General features: G+C 59.1%; 18 protein-coding genes. 12 read left to right on the top strand and 6 right to left on the bottom strand.

What is annotated here, in order from left to right; genetic code table 11:
* Nucleotides 1–5: 5 nt before the first annotated feature.
* The 3 genes from OLX72_RS00895 (at nt 6) to OLX72_RS00885 (ending at nt 2,930) form a co-directional block, all read left to right on the top strand.
* Complete coding sequence (locus tag OLX72_RS00895; RefSeq protein WP_114869293.1) at nt 6–209, top strand: hypothetical protein; 204 nt, start codon at nt 6–8, stop codon at nt 207–209.
* 126 nt (nt 210–335) lie between these two features.
* Nucleotides 336–2,336 (top strand): acetyl-CoA carboxylase biotin carboxylase subunit, encoded by a 2,001-nt coding sequence (locus tag OLX72_RS00890; protein WP_433989575.1) that lies wholly within the window; start codon nt 336–338, stop codon nt 2,334–2,336.
* 6 nt (nt 2,337–2,342) lie between these two features.
* The gene (locus OLX72_RS00885) at nt 2,343–2,930 is read left to right on the top strand and encodes a hypothetical protein (RefSeq protein WP_433989574.1); all 588 of its coding nucleotides are present in this window, start codon (nt 2,343–2,345) and stop codon (nt 2,928–2,930) included.
* Between the two features lie 140 nt (nt 2,931–3,070).
* Here the strand turns inward: OLX72_RS00885 and OLX72_RS00880 are convergent, their stop codons facing one another.
* Nucleotides 3,071–3,514 carry a DUF4174 domain-containing protein gene (locus tag OLX72_RS00880; RefSeq protein ID WP_114869296.1) on the bottom strand — a complete coding sequence of 148 codons (444 nt, stop codon included), beginning with the start codon at nt 3,512–3,514 and terminating at the stop codon, nt 3,071–3,073.
* Between the two features lie 111 nt (nt 3,515–3,625).
* Here OLX72_RS00880 and OLX72_RS00875 point away from each other — a divergent pair, with 111 nt between their 5' ends.
* The 8 genes from OLX72_RS00875 to OLX72_RS00840 all read left to right on the top strand — a co-directional run bounded on the left by OLX72_RS00875 (nt 3,626) and on the right by OLX72_RS00840 (nt 10,621).
* Entirely contained in the window at nt 3,626–4,621 is a 996-nt protein-coding gene (locus tag OLX72_RS00875; RefSeq protein WP_433989573.1) for a hypothetical protein, read from the top strand.
* Complete coding sequence (gene scpA, locus OLX72_RS00870) at nt 4,593–6,722, top strand: methylmalonyl-CoA mutase (RefSeq protein WP_433989572.1); 2,130 nt, start codon at nt 4,593–4,595, stop codon at nt 6,720–6,722. Before OLX72_RS00875 ends, scpA begins: the two co-directional genes overlap by 29 nt.
* Nucleotides 6,722–7,210 (top strand): MAPEG family protein, encoded by a 489-nt coding sequence (locus OLX72_RS00865; protein WP_114869299.1) that lies wholly within the window; start codon nt 6,722–6,724, stop codon nt 7,208–7,210. The genes scpA and OLX72_RS00865 overlap by 1 nt, the downstream gene beginning before the upstream one ends.
* A gap of 129 nt (nt 7,211–7,339) precedes the next feature.
* Entirely contained in the window at nt 7,340–7,960 is a 621-nt protein-coding gene (locus OLX72_RS00860) for a VOC family protein (protein ID WP_433989571.1), read from the top strand.
* On the top strand, nt 7,960–8,445 hold the full coding sequence (locus OLX72_RS00855) for an N-acetyltransferase family protein (RefSeq protein ID WP_433989570.1): 486 nt from the start codon (nt 7,960–7,962) through the stop codon (nt 8,443–8,445). The genes OLX72_RS00860 and OLX72_RS00855 overlap by 1 nt, the downstream gene beginning before the upstream one ends.
* Nucleotides 8,446–8,485: 40 nt before the next feature.
* On the top strand, nt 8,486–9,166 hold the full coding sequence (locus OLX72_RS00850; protein WP_433989569.1) for a TerB family tellurite resistance protein: 681 nt from the start codon (nt 8,486–8,488) through the stop codon (nt 9,164–9,166).
* Nucleotides 9,166–10,191 carry an endonuclease/exonuclease/phosphatase family protein gene (locus OLX72_RS00845; protein ID WP_433989568.1) on the top strand — a complete coding sequence of 342 codons (1,026 nt, stop codon included), beginning with the start codon at nt 9,166–9,168 and terminating at the stop codon, nt 10,189–10,191. Before OLX72_RS00850 ends, OLX72_RS00845 begins: the two co-directional genes overlap by 1 nt.
* A 40-nt stretch (nt 10,192–10,231) precedes the next feature.
* Nucleotides 10,232–10,621 (top strand): hypothetical protein, encoded by a 390-nt coding sequence (locus OLX72_RS00840; protein ID WP_114869304.1) that lies wholly within the window; start codon nt 10,232–10,234, stop codon nt 10,619–10,621.
* A gap of 3 nt (nt 10,622–10,624) precedes the next feature.
* Here OLX72_RS00840 and OLX72_RS00835 read toward each other — a convergent pair whose 3' ends face one another.
* The 5 genes from OLX72_RS00835 to OLX72_RS00815 form a co-directional block, all read right to left on the bottom strand.
* A complete protein-coding gene (locus OLX72_RS00835) occupies nt 10,625–12,169 on the bottom strand; it encodes a Ppx/GppA family phosphatase (RefSeq protein WP_433989567.1) in 1,545 nt (514 codons plus the stop codon).
* Between the two features lie 89 nt (nt 12,170–12,258).
* Entirely contained in the window at nt 12,259–14,433 is a 2,175-nt protein-coding gene (locus OLX72_RS00830; RefSeq protein WP_433989566.1) for an RNA degradosome polyphosphate kinase, read from the bottom strand.
* A gap of 42 nt (nt 14,434–14,475) precedes the next feature.
* A complete protein-coding gene (locus OLX72_RS00825; protein ID WP_114869307.1) occupies nt 14,476–15,147 on the bottom strand; it encodes a DnaA ATPase domain-containing protein in 672 nt (223 codons plus the stop codon).
* A gap of 1 nt (nt 15,148) precedes the next feature.
* Nucleotides 15,149–16,216 (bottom strand): AI-2E family transporter, encoded by a 1,068-nt coding sequence (locus tag OLX72_RS00820; protein ID WP_114869308.1) that lies wholly within the window; start codon nt 16,214–16,216, stop codon nt 15,149–15,151.
* A 173-nt stretch (nt 16,217–16,389) separates the two neighbouring features.
* Nucleotides 16,390–16,905, bottom strand: a complete 516-nt coding sequence (locus OLX72_RS00815) for a fasciclin domain-containing protein (protein WP_433989565.1) — start codon at nt 16,903–16,905, stop codon at nt 16,390–16,392.
* 260 nt (nt 16,906–17,165) lie between these two features.
* Here OLX72_RS00815 and proS point away from each other — a divergent pair, with 260 nt between their 5' ends.
* On the top strand, nt 17,166–18,557 hold the full coding sequence (proS, locus tag OLX72_RS00810) for a proline--tRNA ligase (protein ID WP_114869310.1): 1,392 nt from the start codon (nt 17,166–17,168) through the stop codon (nt 18,555–18,557).
* The last annotated feature ends 93 nt before the right edge of the window (nt 18,558–18,650 follow it).

The following is an 18,650-nucleotide window of genomic DNA, read 5'->3' as shown; positions in this document are numbered from 1 at the left end:
ATCCGATGCCAATCCTCAAATGGACATCCGCAATCGTTGTGTGCGCCGGGCTCGCAGCCTGTGGCGATACGACCGGTGAACAGGCGCTTGTCGGCGCCGGTGCCGGTGTCGGCGCAGCGCTGTTGCTGGACACCAACCCGTTTGCCACAGCGGCAGTCGGTGCCGCCGGTAGCGTCATCTATTGCGATCAAAACCCCGGCAAATGCTAATCCTCTGACCGTTGCGGGCCTCTGCCCGCCGCGTTCGGATCATCCTTGTCACGATCTGACTGCCGCGCACCTTCGGGCACGCGGCCGTTTGGCGTGCGACCACTCCATCACCAAAAGGGACAAAATATGTTCAGTAAGATCCTGATCGCAAATCGGGGCGAAATCGCCTGCCGTGTTATCAAGTCCGCCCGCAAGATGGGCATATCGACCGTTGCGATCTATTCGGACGCTGACAAACAGGCGTTGCACGTTCAGATGGCAGACGAAGCCGTGCACATCGGCCCGCCCCCCGCCAACCAGTCTTATATCGTGATCGACAAGGTGATGGAGGCGATCCGCGCCAGCGGCGCGCAGGCGGTGCATCCGGGATACGGGTTCCTGTCGGAAAACTCCAAATTCGCCGAAGCACTGGCCGCTGAAGGTGTTGCCTTTATCGGCCCGCCTGTCGGCGCCATCGAAAAGATGGGCGACAAGATCACGTCAAAGAAAATCGCCCAAGAGGCCGGGGTCAGCACCGTGCCCGGTTATATGGGGCTGATTTCGGATGCCGACGAGGCAGTGAACATCAGCAACGAAATCGGCTATCCGGTCATGCTCAAGGCGTCTGCCGGTGGCGGCGGCAAGGGCATGCGTATCGCGTGGAATGACTACGAAGCGCGCGAAGGCTTTCAAAGTTCCAAGAACGAGGCGGCAAGTTCGTTCGGGGATGACCGGATTTTTATCGAGAAATTCGTGACCCAGCCGCGCCACATCGAAATTCAGGTGCTGTGTGACAGTCACGGCAACGGCATCTATCTGGGAGAACGCGAATGCAGTATCCAGCGCCGCAACCAAAAAGTTGTCGAAGAAGCCCCCAGCCCGTTTCTGGACGAGGCAACGCGCCGCGCCATGGGCGAACAGGCCGTCGCTTTGGCGCAGGCGGTGGATTACACCAGCGCGGGCACGGTTGAATTCATCGTCGACGGAGACAAGAATTTCTATTTCCTGGAAATGAACACGCGCCTTCAGGTTGAACACCCGGTGACAGAACTGATCACCGGTGTTGATCTGGTAGAACAGATGATCCGTGTCGCCAACGGCGAAAAGCTGAGCATCACACAGGATGATGTCAAACTGAACGGATGGGCGATCGAAAACCGTCTGTATGCCGAAGACCCGTATCGCGGGTTCCTGCCATCCATTGGCCGCCTGTCGCGCTATCGCCCGCCCGCCGAGGTGGCCGAGGCCAGCCATGTCGTGCGCAACGATACCGGTGTCTACGAGGGCGGCGAGATCAGCATGTATTACGACCCCATGATCGCCAAGCTGTGCACATGGGCCCCGACCCGGGAAGATGCGATTGAACGGATGCGGGTGGCACTGGACAGCTTCGAAGTGGAAGGCATCGGCCACAACCTGCCGTTTCTGGCAGCGGTGATGGATCACCCGATCTTTGTGGCAGGTGACATGACCACCGCCTTTATCGAAGAACAGTTCCCCGACGGATTTCAAGGCGTCGAACTGGCCGAGGCCGATTTGCGCAAGATCGCAGCGTCCTGCGCCGCGATGCACCGGGTTGCCGAAATTCGCCGTGCGCGAGTCTCGGGCCGTATGGACAATCACGAGCGCAAGGTCGGACGCGACTGGAACGTCGCCGTGCAGGGCCAAAGCTATGACGTGACCATTGATGCGGACAAGGCTGGCGCAACCGTGGCTTTTGAAGATGGGACATCGCACCGCGTGACCAGCGATTGGACGCCGGGCGATCAGCTTGCGATGCTGACGGTGGATGACGCGCCGCTGGTGCTGAAAGTGGGCAAGGTCAGCGGCGGGTTCCGTATCCGCAGCCGGGGTGCCGATCTGAAAGTGCACGTGCGTACCCCGCGCCAGGCCGAACTGGCCGCCAAAATGCCGGAAAAACTGCCGCCCGATACATCGAAAATGCTGCTGTGCCCGATGCCGGGCCTGATCGTCAAAGTGAACGTGGAAGTGGGCGATGAAGTGCAGGACGGACAGGCGCTGTGCACTGTCGAGGCGATGAAAATGGAAAACATCCTGCGCGCCGAGCGCAAGGGCATCGTATCCAAGATCAACGCCGGTGCTGGCGACAGCCTTGCCGTGGACGATGTTATCATGGAGTTTGAGTGAGATTGAATGCTGCCCGTCGAATGGATAGGCCCGGCCATTATTGCCGCCGTGATTGCGGCGCTGATCAATGTGGCGGGCTGGTTCGTGACCGGGCAGCGCGAAGTCAGGCGCGACCGGCGTCGCCGCCGCGAGAGGTGCGAAGATTTGCAAATCGCCCTGCGCGCGGAAATCCAGCATTATATGGATATTCTGTCAAATCCCGGCTTCGATCTGCGCGATATCTGGGCCGAAGTGGTGGGGCAGATGGAAACCGATGAAAACTATGCCCCGTTTGTGCCGTCCGAATGCAATGACACGGTGTTCAAGACGGTCCTGACCGATATCAGCATCCTGCCCGAACAGGTGATCGGCCCGGTGGTGCGCTATTACAATCAGGTATTCGCGATCGAGGCGATGATAGAAGACCTGCGATCCTACAAGTTTGACGGCATGGATCAGGAACAGCGTATCAAGATGTACACGGATTACATTTCGCTCAAGCTTGAAGCGCTGGATCAGGGCAATCAGGCTATTGAAACGTTAAATGCCAGTATCGGTGCGCCCAATGGCGCAGCCGTCAGTACCCCGGACGCGGTCCGGTCTGGCCAGTTCTAGGAGGCGGTGATTTCGGTGTATTCGACATATCCGGTCACTCCTGACGGTAAGGCGCACCATGCGCCCGTTTCCTGTTTCAATATAGGGCATCGCCGCCTGACATGCAATGAATCCGCCGCCCTACAGGGGCCGCGGTCGCATTATTCTCCGCGGCGCTCCTGCACCTCGCGCTGGCGCACGGGCATCTTGTCAATCACCCGTGTCAGTTCGCGCACTGTATACGGCGCCGGTTTACGCAGCTTGACCCCGCCGTCCTTGCCAACAAGCACCAGTGTAAAGCCGCGCGGGCGAAGCTTTGTACGGATTGCGGATTTTGCCGCAGGGTCTGTGTCGGTCAACACCACGACATCGCGCACTTCCAGCATCTCAAGCTCTTTTTCCAGCAATTCGATCTGTTCGATGAACCGCGGGTCGGCCGGGGTGTCCGCAAACACGACGACGGGCCGCTTTATCCATAAAAATTCGCTCAAATCTGAGCTTTCAGCGGGCCGGATCAAGGGCAGTTCGGCTGGATCAACCGATCCTGTCGCACCGGCTGGCAGTGCGAGAAATCCGGCTAAAACAAGGGCTAACGTGTTTTTCATAATGTCTCCTGCTAAGCGCAATATAGGGGGCAATTTCCGGAATGCGAACACAGATCGTAACGTTGTTGTACAAAACGGCTGTGTTAAGTGCTTTGTCAGAGGTTCAACGCAATGATGGCCGCCATCCCAAGGATCGGGCCGGACTGGGCGGCCCTGTGGCGACAGGCGGGCGCATTCATGGACGTGATATTGCATATCGGGGCGCACCGTACCGGCACGACGACATTTCAGGATTACATGCGTCGCAACCTGATTGAACTGAACGCGATGGGAACAGGGTTCTGGGGGCCAAGGCGCACACGGCGCGGGGTTTTTGCCGGCATCCTGCCAAAACCGGGGGCGGCAACGGGCCGCGATCTTCAAAAACGCGGGATCGGGCGGGTCAAACTGGGCTGCGCGTGGGCCTTTTCGCGGGGCCACACACATCTGGTGATCAGCGACGAAAACATGATCGGGTCGGTATGCGGTAATCTGGACACAAATACCCTTTATCCTGCGGCGGGTGAGCGTTTGGCCCATTTCGCACCTGCGTTTGAAGACCGGAAAACCAGGGTTTTCCTGACCATCCGCGCGCTGGACCGGTATTGGGCATCGTCGCTGGGATACGGGATCACCCGCGGGCGCGGCGTGCCTGATCGGGCAGAACTTGATCGGCTGGTGCAGGGGCGCCGCAGCTGGCGCGACGTGATTACCGATATCGCCTGCGCTATGCCACATGCGGACATTAACGTGGTGCCATTCGAAAACTATGTGGGCCAACCCGATGTGCAACTGGCCCTGATGACAGGGCAGGCCGGTCCGGAAACGCATGCCCGAAACTGGTGCAATGCCACGCCAGCACCGGATGTCTTGCGCCAGATGGTGGCCGAGCGCGGACAGAACGGCGCGGGCCTGACCGGTACGGATCGCTGGTATCCGTTTGATGCCGTACAAACCGCGCATCTGCGAGAAACCTATCTGGACGATCTGTTCTGGCTGCGCACAGGCGCCGACGGATTGGCCAATTTCACCCAGGGAACAGGGGCGAACAAGACGGGGAACACGTCTGCCATCGCCCGAAATGCAAGAGGACACGGACATGACAACGAAAAAAGAGAAATGGGCTGAAGCGGCCAAGGCCGAACTGCGCAACCGCAGCCTGGAAGACCTGACATGGCACACCCTTGAAGGCATCGACGTGCAGCCTGTCTATACGGACGAGGATGTGGCCGACCTGACCCATCTGGGCACCTTGCCGGGGCAGGCGCCGTTTACCCGTGGTGTGAAATCCACCATGTATGCGGGCCGGCCATGGACCATCCGGCAATATGCCGGCTTTTCCACTGCCGAGGAAAGCAACGCCTTTTACCGCAAGGCACTGGCGGCAGGGCAGCAGGGCGTGTCAGTTGCGTTCGATCTGGCCACGCACCGCGGCTATGACAGCGATCATCCCCGCGTGGTCGGTGACGTTGGCAAGGCCGGTGTGGCCATTGACAGCGTCGAGGACATGAAAATCCTGTTTGACGGCATCCCGCTCGACAAGGTTTCGGTGTCGATGACGATGAACGGTGCGGTGATCCCTATACTGGCCAATTTTATCGTCACCGGAGAAGAGCAGGGCCATGACCGTGCGGTTCTGTCCGGCACGATCCAGAACGACATTCTCAAGGAATTCATGGTGCGCAACACCTATGTCTATCCGCCCGAACCGTCGATGCGCATCATCTCGGACATTATCGAATACACCAGCACCGAGATGCCGAAATTCAATTCGATCAGCATCAGCGGCTACCACATGCAAGAGGCGGGCGCGAACCTTGTGCAAGAGCTGGCCTATACGCTGGCCGACGGGCGCGAATATGTCCGCGCCGCGATTGCGCGCGGCATGGATGTCGACAAGTTTGCCGGCCGGCTGTCGTTCTTTTTTGCCATCGGCATGAATTTTTTCATGGAAGCCGCGAAACTGCGCGCCGCGCGCCAGATGTGGTTCGAGATCATGAAGGAATTCGAACCGAAAAACCCGAAATCGTCGATGCTGCGGACCCATTGCCAGACATCCGGCGTGTCCTTGCAGGAACAGGATCCTTATAACAACGTGGTGCGCACCGCCTACGAGGCGATGAGTGCCGTGTTGGGTGGCACCCAAAGCCTGCACACCAACGCGCTGGACGAGGCGATTGCCCTGCCAACCGAATTTTCGGCCCGCATCGCGCGCAATACCCAGTTGATTTTGCAGGAAGAAACCGGCGTCACCAATGTGGTCGATCCGCTGGCCGGTTCCTATTACGTTGAAAAACTGACCGCAGATTTGATGGCCGAGGCGTGGAAGCTGATTGACGAAGTCGAGGAAATGGGCGGCATGACCAAGGCGGTTGCCAGCGGCCTGCCCAAGCTTCGGATCGAAGAATCCGCCGCGCGTCGACAGGCGATGATTGATCGCGGCCAAGAGGTGGTTGTCGGGGTCAATAAATACAAACTGGATAAACAGGATCCGATCGACATTCTGGATATCGACAATGACGCGGTGCGCACGGGCCAGGTGGCGCGGCTTGATAAAATGCGCGCAACGCGGGACGATGCTGCCTGCACCGCTGCCCTGAACGAATTGACCCGCCGCGCCAGCGAAGGCGGAAACCTGTTGGACGCCGCGGTGGATGCCGCCCGCGCCCGCGCATCCGTAGGAGAGATCAGTATGGCAATGGAAAAGGAATTCGGCCGTCACCGCGCCGAAGTCAAAACGCTGGCCGGTGTCTATGGCGCGGCCTATGAAGGCGACGAAGGGTTTGCCGCAATCCAGAAATCGGTCGAGGATTTCGCCGCTGACGAAGGCCGCCGCCCGCGCATGCTGGTCGTGAAAATGGGGCAGGACGGGCATGATCGCGGCGCCAAGGTGATTGCCACCGCCTTTGCCGATATCGGGTTTGACGTGGATGTAGGGCCGCTGTTCCAGACACCGGAAGAGGCCGCGCAGGACGCGGTGGACAACGATGTGCACGTGATTGGCATCAGTTCGCAGGCTGCAGGGCATAAAACGCTGGCGCCGCAGCTGGTTCAGGCCCTCAAGGATGCCGATGCCGAAGATATCATCGTGATCTGCGGCGGTGTCATTCCGCAGCAGGATTACAAGTTTCTCTATGACGCGGGCGTCAAGGCGATCTTTGGCCCCGGCACCAACATCCCCGAGGCGGCGCAGGACATTCTGCGCCTGATCCGCAAGGCGCGCGCCTGATGGGCAAACGCCCGACCATCCTTTCGGGCATGGCGGGCGGTGCCCTGTGGGCGCTGGCCGTGGTCTGGGGCGGGCAGCGACTGGCGGGCGGGGCGTTCATGCCCGCGAACGTCGCGCTGCTGACCGCCTTTTTTGCGCCCGGTCTGGTGATGATGGCGATGATCGCTCGGCTGGCGCAGCGGCGTTTCTTTGATGACAGTATCATCGACGGTCAGGATTTCGCACCGGGTTCTGCGGCATGGATCGATCAGAAGGTTCTGGCCAACACAACCGAACAGGCGGTGCTTGCGCTGGTGATCTGGCCGTTTGTTGCCACCACGCTGGGCGGCTTTGTCGTGCTGGTGATGGGGGTTGCCTTTGCGCTTTCGCGGCTGGTGTTCTGGGTCGGATACCATCTGTCCCCGCCGCTGCGCGGGTTGGGTTTCGCCGCGACGTTCTACACAACAGTTCTTGCGGCACTTTGGTCTGTCGTCGTCTGGGTGGGTTGAGACGCCCGCGCTTTCAACGCGCTTTGCGTCCGGAAACAGTTGAAATATTCTCAAATTCATTTTCCTATGGGGTCTGTTGTGGCCGAACCCGCTGCCATTTCGGGCGACGGCGCTGGGAGAACACAGAATTTGAGCACTGAAACCATCAGGTTGGATCATATTGCCATCGCAGGCCAGACATTGGCCGAGGCAACAGACTGGACGGAATCACGCCTTGGCGTAGCCCTGCAACCCGGCGGAGCGCATGATTTTTTTGGTACCCACAATGAATTGCTGGGTCTGGCCGACGGGCTGTATCTGGAAGTCATCGCAATCGATCCGTCCGCCCTGCCACCCGAACGGACGCGGTGGTTTGATCTGGACCGGTTTCAGGGGCCGCCGCGTCTGACCAACTGGATTTGCCAGGTTGAAGATCTGGATGCAGTTCTGGGCGTGTTACCCCAGGCGGGTGTGCCCGTATCGCTTAGCCGGGGTGATCTGCGGTGGCGCATGGCCGTTCCGAAAGACGGGATTTTGCCCTATGACAACTGCTTTCCGGCGCTGATCGAATGGCAATCGCCGGTGCATCCAAGTGCCCTGCTGACATCGCAGGGCTGCCGGTTGTCGCGCCTGATCGTGTCGCACCCGCAGGTCGAACGGCTTGAGGGTGAACTGGCCCCCTATCTCGACAGGTCCGTCATCGCCTTTGAAAAGGGAACCGCCGGGTTGCACGCCGATATAGAAACGCCGACTGGCACGCGACGCCTGTGATGGCGGTGCGTACGGCCAAAGTGCAGGACGCCGTTGCCATCTGTGACATCTGGAACGATGTCATCCGCGATACGCTTGTCACCTTCACAACCGAAGAAAAACAACCCGAAACCATCGCCGAAAGGATTGCAAACGCGCCCGACCCGTTTTTTGTCGCAACGGACACATCCGGCGCGGTTGTCGGGTTTGCCACTTACGGGCCTTTCCGGTCCGGGCCGGGATACGCGTTTTGCAAGGAACATTCGGTCATGCTGCGCCCAGGCGCGCGCGGTCAGGGCATTGGGTGCGATTTGATGGCTACACTGGAAAAAGCCGCCTGCGTGCACCGGGTTCACAGCCTGATCGCGGGGATCAGCGCACAAAACCCCGGTGCGGTCGCGTTTCACCGCAGTCTTGGCTTTGCTGATGCGGGATGTATCCGTCAGGCGGGGTTCAAACACGGGCAATGGATTGATCTGATCCTGATGCAGAAAATAATCGGCTGACCCCACTGACACTTGTCCCCGCAGCTTGTATCGTCGCGCCATGACGTTATGGACCCGTATTTCAGACGCCCTTGCCGCCCTGACCCAGGGCGAAAGCCTGACGGCTGTCTTTGACAAATTGCGCAGCCCGCCGGAACGCAGCGTGGCCTTTGCGATTGCCGTGATTGCGCTGGGCGCCAAAATGGCAAAGGCCGACGGGCAGGTCACGCGCGCCGAAGTGACCGCTTTTCGCGAAGTGTTCCAGATCGCCGCAGAAGACGAGGCGGGCGCGGCGAAAGTGTTCAATCTGGCGCGTCAGGACGTTGCCGGATTCGAAGATTACGCGACCCGCATCCAGAAAATGTTTGACGGTCAGGAGGGCACGCTCTGCGACCTGATGGAAGGCCTGTTTCACATCGCCATGGCCGATGGGTTCTATCATCCCAACGAGAACCTGTTTCTGAAACGTGTGGCCGAGATTTTCGGTCTGCCCGATGCCAGCTTTCAGGCGTTGCGCGCGCGGTTCGTTCCCGATGCACACCCCGACCCCTACACCGTTCTGGGGGTCAGCGCCGATGCCCCGATAAGCTCTGTTCGCAAGGTCTGGCGCGAACTGGTGCGCAGCAACCACCCCGATGCGATGATCGCGCGGGGGGTTCCGCCCGAGGCGGTGAAGCTGGCGGAAAAACGGATGATTGACATCAACCGCGCATGGGAAGCGATCAAAGAGGCGCACGGCTGATGCGGATTGCCACGTATAACGTGGAATGGTTCGCCAATCTTTTTGACGAAAACAGCAAACTGGTCGCGGATGGCGCATGGTCGGGACGGCGCGATGTTACCCGTGCGCAGCAGGCCGAGGCCCTGGGGATCGTGTTTACCGCCCTGAATGCCGATGCGATCATGATCATCGAAGCCCCCGATCAAAGTCCGAGTCAATCGACAGTCGCGGCGCTGGAAGATTTCGCCGCGGCCTTTGATCTGAGAACAAACCGGGCCGTGATGGGGTTTGCCAACGACACCCAGCAGGAAATTGCCCTGCTCTATGATCCGGAAGTGGTCAGCGCGCGCCATGATCCCCAGGGGGATGAAACCGGTAAAAAGGGCGGTGTTGATGCGCCCCGCTTTGACGGTGTGTTCCGGATTGATCTGGACATTGACGCGCATGAAGACCTTGTTCAGTTTTCCAAGCCGCCTCTGGAACTGGCGATGGAAACCAGAACGGGTGTGACCTTCCGGATGATCGGCGCGCATCTGAAATCAAAGGCACCGCACGGGGCGCGTGGCCGCGATGCGATCATGCGCCTGTCGATTGCGAACCGTCGCAAACAGCTTGCCCAGGCGATCTGGTTGCGGGCACGGGTGCAGGCGCATCTGGATCAGGGAACACCGGTGATTGTGCTGGGCGATCTGAATGACGGCCCCGGTCTGGACGAATACGAAGGATTGTTCGGGCGGTCTTCGGTGGAAATCGTGATGGGTGAAGGCAACGGCAATCCGCTGTTTGATCCGCACGCGCAGCGCGCACTTGGGCAGCGCATTCCGGCACTTCCGACCACATCGCGGTTTTTCATCAAGGACGAGGGCCGCTATCTGCAAGCCTTGCTGGATTACATCATGGTGTCGCAGGATTTGCGCCAGAAAAGGCCGGTCTGGCGGATCTGGCATCCTCTGGATGATCCGGCATGCTGGGCCGTTGAGGAATTGCGCGATGCTTTGCTTATCGCATCAGATCATTTTCCCGTCACACTGGATATTGATCTTTGACCCCTTAAAAACGACGGCGGGATCTCGTATATTGAGGAGCATGAAACAGTTTGCTCCCCTTGTGATGATCATTGCCTTGTCCGGTGTACCCGCCAGCGCGCAGGAACAGGACAGCGAAGGCCTGTCGCTGATGGAACGCGGTGCCCAGATGTTCATGGAAGGCATCCTGCAACAGATGGAACCGACCCTGAAAGATCTGGAAGGGCTGGGCGAAGAGGTGGGACCAGCCTTGCGGGGGTTTGCCGAACAGATGGGGCCTGCCTTGTCTGATCTGCTGGCGCAGGTCGAGGATTGGAGCGCGTATCACCCGCCTGAAATCCTGCCCAACGGCGATATCATACTGCGCAAGAAAACACCGGAAGAAATCGGGCCTGATGCAACGCCCGAACTTGGCCCCGAACTTGGCCCTGACGGATCCATAGATCTTTAAGGATTACGCCGCGGTGCTGACATGCGTTTCAGCGCCCAGTGAGGCCGCCAGTGACAGAAACCGGGCTTCGGCCACTTCACCGTAAAGCGGCACAGCCTCTGGCGTCAGCGTCAGTTCCAGCCGCTTTTTCTTGGGGTACCATCGTAGCTTGCCCATTTGCGCGTCGGGCTCCATCCACAGCATTGCGCCGAACCGCATCGCCTTGCCCAGAATTTCGGCCTGCAACTGCTTCTTTTCATCGATCAGGTTATACAGGTCTTCGAAACGCGTGCCCTCGCGACGGTTGCGATAGCGATGCAGCAAGGCCACGCCCAGAAATACCCTTTCGGAATGTTTCAGCCCGCCCAGATTGGCCCGCGTGGCGTTGTCAAAACACACCTCGGCGCGATAATCGGGATGCGCGCGCCAGCTGACATCATGCAACAGGCAGGCCGCCTTGATCAGTCGTTTCTTGTCAGCCGGTGCCGATTGGAACAGCGGCATGATGAAACTGTGCAAGGCCTTGCCAAACCCCGGCAGCCGCGCATCCTTGGCCTCTGCAAAGCGACACGCTTCTATCAGCGGGTCCCGGTCACGCAGGCGCTGCGGCATTTGTTCGTATAACATGCCTTCGCGGATGCCATAGCTGGACAGCGCAATGTCTTTGGGCCGAAAGGTGCTGATCAACCGTTTCAGCACTTCGGCGGCGATGGGCACCAGCGCCATGCGTGCCGATGATACACCACATTCGCTGCGCAATTGCTCGGGGTCGGATTTTTCGATGTATTTCACCGTCTGCGATACTGATCGCGCTGTCATCCGGTATTCGTGCAGCACGTGCAGGGGATAGCCGCGCCGGTGCATGTCGATCCGCGCGATGGCACGCCATGATCCGCCAACCAGAAACAGGCGGTCGCGCTGCGGCCCCATTTTTTCGCCCAGTTCCTGCATCACCGATTTGATATGCGCGCGCCGCCCGGCCTTGCCGCCCTTGATATCGCACAAAACCAGCGGGCCAAGTCGCGAAGACACCCGCCGCCCGACGCGGCCCTGCGATATTTCGGCCAGTTCCATCGAAGACCCGCCAATGTCACAGACCAGCCCGTAAGAGCCGGGCCAGCCCAGCAATACGCCCTGCGCCGAAAGACGGGCCTCTTCCTCGCCATCTATCACCCAGATGCGCAATCCGGTTTCGCGTTCCACGTCACTGCAAAAGTCGCGCCCGTCACTGGCCTCGCGCACAGCGGCGGTGGCCACAGCGGTCAAGGGCGGAATACCCATGCCATCGGCCAGGGTCTGGAACCGCTTGATCGCGGCCAGCGCCCGCGCACGGCCCTGTGGGCTCAACTGGCCGGTTTCGCTCAGACCTGCGCCAAGGGCGCACATGATCTTTTCGTTGTAAAAATAGACCGGGCTGCGGGCCGCGCCGTCAAATACCACCAGCCGCACCGAGTTCGATCCGATATCAATCACGCCCACCCGCGACAGCGCGCGGGCCGAGGCATCATTGAAAAGCGGACGACCGAAAGGCCCCCAATCGGTGTTGGCGGGTTCGGCTGCCACGTTCATTCAATCCCCCGTTTTCCGGTTCTTCGGCGCGCCTGCAAAATGCGTCACCGACGGGCAAGGGTCAATCACCGTCGCGGCGCAAACCGGCACTAATCGTCAGTATGGGTCAGTTGTGGCACATCGGACGCACCCGCCGAACCCCGCCCTGAAAGCGACGGATTTTCCATGAAAAAGCGATGGCAGTTGAAGGCAAACGTACCTTGCGGCACATCCGGGCGCACAAACGTGCCATCTGGTGACATGACCCAGCTTTGCGCAACATCCGCCAGATTGGCGGCCATGATCTGGCTGACGATCTGCGCCTTGACGGTCGCGTTGTTGATTTCGACAAGGGTTTCGACGCGACGGTTCAGGTTGCGCCCCATCCAGTCGGCCGATGAAATGAACACCCGCGCCTTTTTGCCCGGCAATTCGTGACCGTTGCCAAAACAGACGATGCGCGAATGTTCCAGAAACCGCCCGACGATGGATTTGACGCGAATGTTTTCGCTCAGCCCCTTGACGCCGGGGCGCAGGCCGCAAATGCCGCGGATCACAAGGCTGATCTTCACCCCTGCCTGGCTTGCGGCATAAAGCGCATCGATGACTTCGCTGTCGATCAGCGAATTCATCTTGGCCCAGATCACGGCAGGTTTGCCCGCTTCGGCATGGGCCGCTTCGGCCGCAATCAGATTCAACAGGCGGATTTTCAGGGTCGTGGGAGAAATGGCAAGGTTTTCAAGATGTTCCGGTTCGGCATAGCCCGACAGGTAATTGAACACCTTGGTGGCATCGCGGCCCAGTTCCGGATCGCAGGTGAACAGCGACACATCTGTGTAGATGCGGGCTGTGATCGGGTGGTAGTTTCCCGTTCCGTAATGGGTATAGGTGACCAGCAGATTGCCCTCGCGGCGCACGACCGTGCTGATTTTTGCATGCGTTTTCAGATCAAGAAACCCGTACACGACATGCGCGCCCGCCCGTTCCAGACGGCGAGACTGCCGGATGTTGGCGGCCTCGTCAAAGCGGGCTTTCAATTCGATCAATGCGGTCACGGATTTGCCGTCTTCCGCCGCCTCGCACAGTGCCTCGACGATGGGCGAGTTCTTGGAGGTCCGGTAAAGCGTTTGTTTGATCGCAACAACGTCAGGGTCGCGCGCCGCCTGTTGCAGGAACCGGATCACCATATCGAATGTTTCATACGGGTGATGCAACAGCATGTCTTTCTGTCGCATCGCGGCGAACATGTCGCCATCGTGATCGCTGACACGTTCCGGCACCCGTGGCGTGAACGACGGCCACAGCAGATCGGGGCGCGCATCAATCACCAGTTCGGCCAGATCGGCCACGCCAATCATGCCGTCAATTTCGATCACTTCGTCGGGGCGCACATGCAATTCGCGCATGATGACCTCTTTCAGCTTGGGCGGCGCGCCTGCTGAATGGGTCAGGCGCACCACTTCGCCGCGACGGCGGCGTTTCAGCGCCACTTCGAATTCGCGCACCAGATCTTCGGCCTCGTCCTCGACCTCAAGATCGCTGTCGCGCAGGACGCGAAAACTGAAATGCGCCTTAAGCTTGTAGCCCGGAAACAGGCTGCCCAGATGTAGCAGCAGCAGTTCTTCCAGCGGCAGGAAACGGTGTTCACCTTCTTCACTCGGCAGGGCGATAAACCTGTCGATCTGTCCGGGAATAGGCAAAAGCGCCTGAAGCGGACGTTTGTCGCGCGTGCGTTCCAGTTGCAGGGCAAGCGAATAGCCGGTGTTTGGAATGAACGGAAACGGATGTGCCGGATCAATCGCCAGCGGCGACAGAACGGCAAAGACGCGGTTCAGAAATACGTCTTCCAGATAGGTTTTATCGGCCTCGTTCAGGGTTTCGCGTTCCAGAATGGTGATTCCGTTGGCTTCCATTTCCGTGCGCAGCGACACAAAGGCCGCCTGCTGCGCGCGCAACAGGTTCTGCGCGTCCTCGTTGATCAGCAGCAATTGTTCCGCAGGCGTCAGCCCGTCATCGGACGGCATCGTGTTTCCCGCCTGCGCCAGTTCGCGCAGGCCGGCCACGCGCACCGTATAAAATTCATCCAGATTGCCGGCCGAAATGGACAGGAACCGCAAGCGTTCCAGAAGCGGCACCCGGGGGTTTTCCGCCTCTTCCAAAACGCGCCAGTTAAAGCCCAGCCAACTGAGTTCCCGGTTAAAGAACCGGCCCGGCCCGCCCAGATCAAGATCCGGCAAGTCGACAGCTTCGGGGAACGGTGCCTTGAGAAAATCTGTGTTTGTCATAAAGGCCTTATTACGATGAATTGTTATGTTTTTGTAACAGAGTCAGCCTGTTCCAAGCAATTCCTTGGCAAGGGCGCGATTCAATTTGCGCCGTTGCGCTAAAGACTGACGGTCCAGCATGTCTACCAAATCGCGGGCGCGGGCAAAAGACCGATCCATGCGGGGGATCAGATAGGGGATCAGATCAGCCGGTGGCGTAATCTGGCGATCTGCGAATAGTTTGGCCAGAACCGCCGCCAACAGCGTGTCATCGGGCAGCTGGAGTGCCGCGTTCTGCGTGCCTTGCATGCGGCTTTGCAGATCAGGCAATGTCAGGCCCCAGTGATCCGGTGCGCACACTCCGGTAAGCAACAGCGAATGACCTTCGGCCAGAACCAGATTGTGCAGGTGGAACAGCGCCTCTTGGGCGGCGGCGTCATGGGCAATGTCGGGCACATCCTCGATCGCGACGTGGCCGCGCGACAGGGCGGGGATATCGGCGTCGCCTACATCTTGGGCCTGCACGACATGCGCGCCCGATGCCGCTGCCCACACATGGGTCAGATGCGTTTTGCCCGATCCTGCGGGGCCACACAGAGTCAGCTTGCGGCCCACCCAGTTGGGCCACATATCAATCATCGACACGGCAACCGCATTGGCGGGCGATACGAAGAAATCACCGCGCCCCAGCGCCGGTTTGGCGGGCAGATCAAAGCTGAGCTGTTGTGACGACATTTCAGGTTTTGTCCTGGCCCGACTGTCCCAGATAAAGGCGGCTATGGGTATATTGCCCGACAGCAAATCGCGCGATTACGCCCATCGCAGCGGCGACCGGAACAGCGACAAGCATTCCGACAAAGCCGAACAAGGCCCCGAAAACAGACAACGCCAGCAGCAGCCAGACAGGGTGCAAGCCGACGGAATTTCCCACCAGCTTGGGTGTCAGAATATTCCCTTCCACGACCTGACCGATTACGAAAATACCCGCCACCATCGCAAGCGATATCCAATCCCCCCAGAACTGGAACAATCCCAGCCCGATCGCCAGCGCCCCGCCGATCAACGCGCCCAGATAGGGAATGAACGTGACAAGCCCGGCGACAAAACCCACAACAAGCCCGAATTGCAGGCCCACCAGCATCAGCGCGATAGCGTAGTAGGTTCCAAGGATCAGACACACAGTGCCCATCCCGCGAATGAACGAGGCCAGCGTTTTGTCAATATCGCGGGCCAGTTGGCGGATAACCGGCGCGTGATCCCGTGGCAAAAGCCCGTCGATCCGTTCGATCATGCGATCCCAGTCCAGCAGCATATAGACGGCCACAACCGGCGTCACGACCATCAGGATCACAACGTTGATCACCGACGCCGCCGATGACAGCACCGAATTCAGCAATTCGCCGCCGCGGTCCTGCACGGTTTCCCCGATTGTGACCAGCGATTTGCGGATCGTCGATTCGGAATCCACCAAAGATGGGAACCGTTCGGTCAGAAAGGTCGAAAACTCTCGCACCAGTTGGGGCGCGGTGTTGAACAGCGATACGGATTGTTCCACCAGCGTTGGCACGACCAGCAGGATCAGAATTACAAAAACCAGAACCGCGGCGACGGTAATGATCGCCGTTGCGGCAGCGCGCGACAAACCCATCCGTTCCAGTCTGTCCGCGACGGGATCCAGAAAATACGCGATGGCGCCGCCCAGAACAAACGGCAGCAGCACATCACCGAGAAGCCACATAGCCACGACAAAACCGACCGTAGCAATGCCCCAGTACTTCAGCTGATCTCGGGCTGACAATGTCATTCGATCCTCGGGTTGGTTGAGTGTACACATCGCCGATGCCACTGAAGGTTTCAAGGGGCAAGCACGTTCAGAACAAGCAAAAAGGCCCTGCTGTAACAGCAGGACCTTTCCGGCCGGATCATGAGATTGGGGGGACCAACCAGATGATCACAACATCTGACACTGGCAAAGGGTCAGTGGCAGGCGGGGCGTGTTCCGGGCAGCAGCACCTTGTCTACTACGTGGATCACACCGTTATCGGCCATGATATCTGCGATGATGACTGTCGCGGATTCACCGGTTCCATCAGCAATTGTGACACCGCCCGATCCTTTGGTGATGCACAGGCGTTCGGATGCGAGCACCGGCTTGAAATAGTTCGAACCGTTGGGGATGTCCCCGGCAGTCAGTTTGCGGTCATCGACATGGTACAGCAGCACATTGGTCAGTTGTCCCTTGTTTTCCGGCTTCAGCAGCGTTTCAACCGTGCCTTCTGGAAGGGCGGCGAATGCATCGTTGACGGGAGCATATACTGTAAACGGACCCGGGCCTTTCAGAGTATCGACCAGTCCGGCGGCGGTGACGGCTGCGACCAGCGTGCTAAACCGGTCATCTCCGGCGGCGATGTCAACGATGTCGGCGGCGCTCGCGGCGGTGCCGAATGTGAAGGCAGTCGCGGCGGCAGCGGCGATGGTGCGGAATTTGTTCATTTCTGGGTCCCTTCCCGTGTTTCAATCATGCTGTCTTGCATGTGGTAGGGAATACGGCCTGCATCGCGCCCCGGTTCACAGTGTCACGCCGACGTGATCACTGTTTGCCTAATTCCGGTGTCGTTCTAATTGGCAGGTGTTTCGCGTAAACTGCCTGTAACAGGTGAAACACCTTTGTTCATTGTGATTGCCGGATTGCGGGCCTGCCAGCTTTGGCTTAGACCCCTTGCAACATTCGACTGCCAAAAGGTTTCAAACCCATGCGCCTGACCCGATATTTCTTGCCCGTCTTGCGGGAAAACCCTGCCGATGCCCAGATTGTCAGCCATCGCCTGATGTTGCGGGCCGGCATGATCAAACAGGCCAGCGCGGGCATCTATTCGTGGTTGCCCATGGGCTTCAAGGTGCTGAAAAAGGTGGAAAACATCGTGCACGAAGAACAGATGCGTGCAGGCCATATTCCGATGCTGATGCCAACGCTGCAATCGGCAGATCTGTGGCGCGAAAGCGGGCGGTATGACGATTACGGCGAAGAAATGCTGCGCATCACCGACCGGCACGGGCGCGATATGCTTTATGGCCCCACGAACGAGGAACTGATCACCGATATCTTCCGCAGCCATGTCGGCAGCTACAAGGATCTGCCGCTGACGCTCTATCATATCCAGTGGAAATTCCGCGATGAAATCCGCCCGCGCTTTGGCGTGATGCGGGGCCGCGAATTCTATATGAAGGACGGTTACAATTTCGATGTGGACAAGCCTTCGGCGCTGCATGCTTACAACCGCCATATGGTCAGCTATCTGCGGACCTATGAACGGATGGGCCTGAAGGCGTTGCCGATGCGGGCCGACAGTGGCCCGATTGGCGGGGATGACACGCATGAATTTCTGGTTCTGGCGGACACCGGCGAATCCGAAGTGTTTTATGATGCCGATATCCTGAACCTGAAACTGGGCGACCGAGTGGTGGATTATGACAGCTGGGACGAATGTGCGGCCATCGTGAAAGAATGGACAACACCCTATGCCCGCACCGATGAAACCCATGATGCGGCCCTGTTTGATGCCATCCCCGAAGCGCGGCGCAAGACATCCCGCGGCATCGAGGTGGGGCAGATTTTCTATTTTGGCACCAAATATTCCGAAGCGATGAACGCCACTGTTCAGAACAAGGACGGCGAAAAGGTACCTGTGCATATGGGCAGCCACGGCATCGGCGTCAGCCGCCTGCTGGGCGCGATCATCGAGGCCAGCCATGACGACAAGGGGATCATCTGGCCCGAAGGGGTCACGCCGTTCCATTGCGGGATCGTGAACCTGAAACAGGGCGACGGCGAAGCCGATGCCGCCTGCGAGGCGCTTTATGCGTCTTTGACGGCGCTGGGGCTGGACCCGCTTTATGATGATCGCGATGAACGGGCCGGTGGCAAATTCGCCACGATGGACCTGATCGGTTTGCCCTGGCGCATCACCGTCGGCCCGCGCGGGCTGAAAAACGGTGTGGTTGAACTGACCAGCCGCCGCACTGGCGAAAGCGAAGAACTGCCGCCCGAGGCTGCGGTGCAGAAAATCTACGAGATTTACACGGGCCATCACAAGGCGGATCATGTGGAAATGATGGGGAAACGGTCGTTCCACACCTACATCTGACTCAGATTTTGATCGGACCGGTCTGATCTGCTAGACTGACGCAAAAGGGCACATCGCACGGCAGACGGCGATGGCCCACGCGGCAGGAGCAGA

The sequence above is a fragment of the Sulfitobacter sp. TBRI5 genome, from assembly GCF_051013555.1.
In the GTDB taxonomy this organism is placed as follows: Bacteria; Pseudomonadota; Alphaproteobacteria; order Rhodobacterales; family Rhodobacteraceae; genus JL08.
The sequence above is the reverse complement of the archived record's forward strand: the minus strand, read 5'-3'. Positions and strand labels throughout refer to the sequence as shown.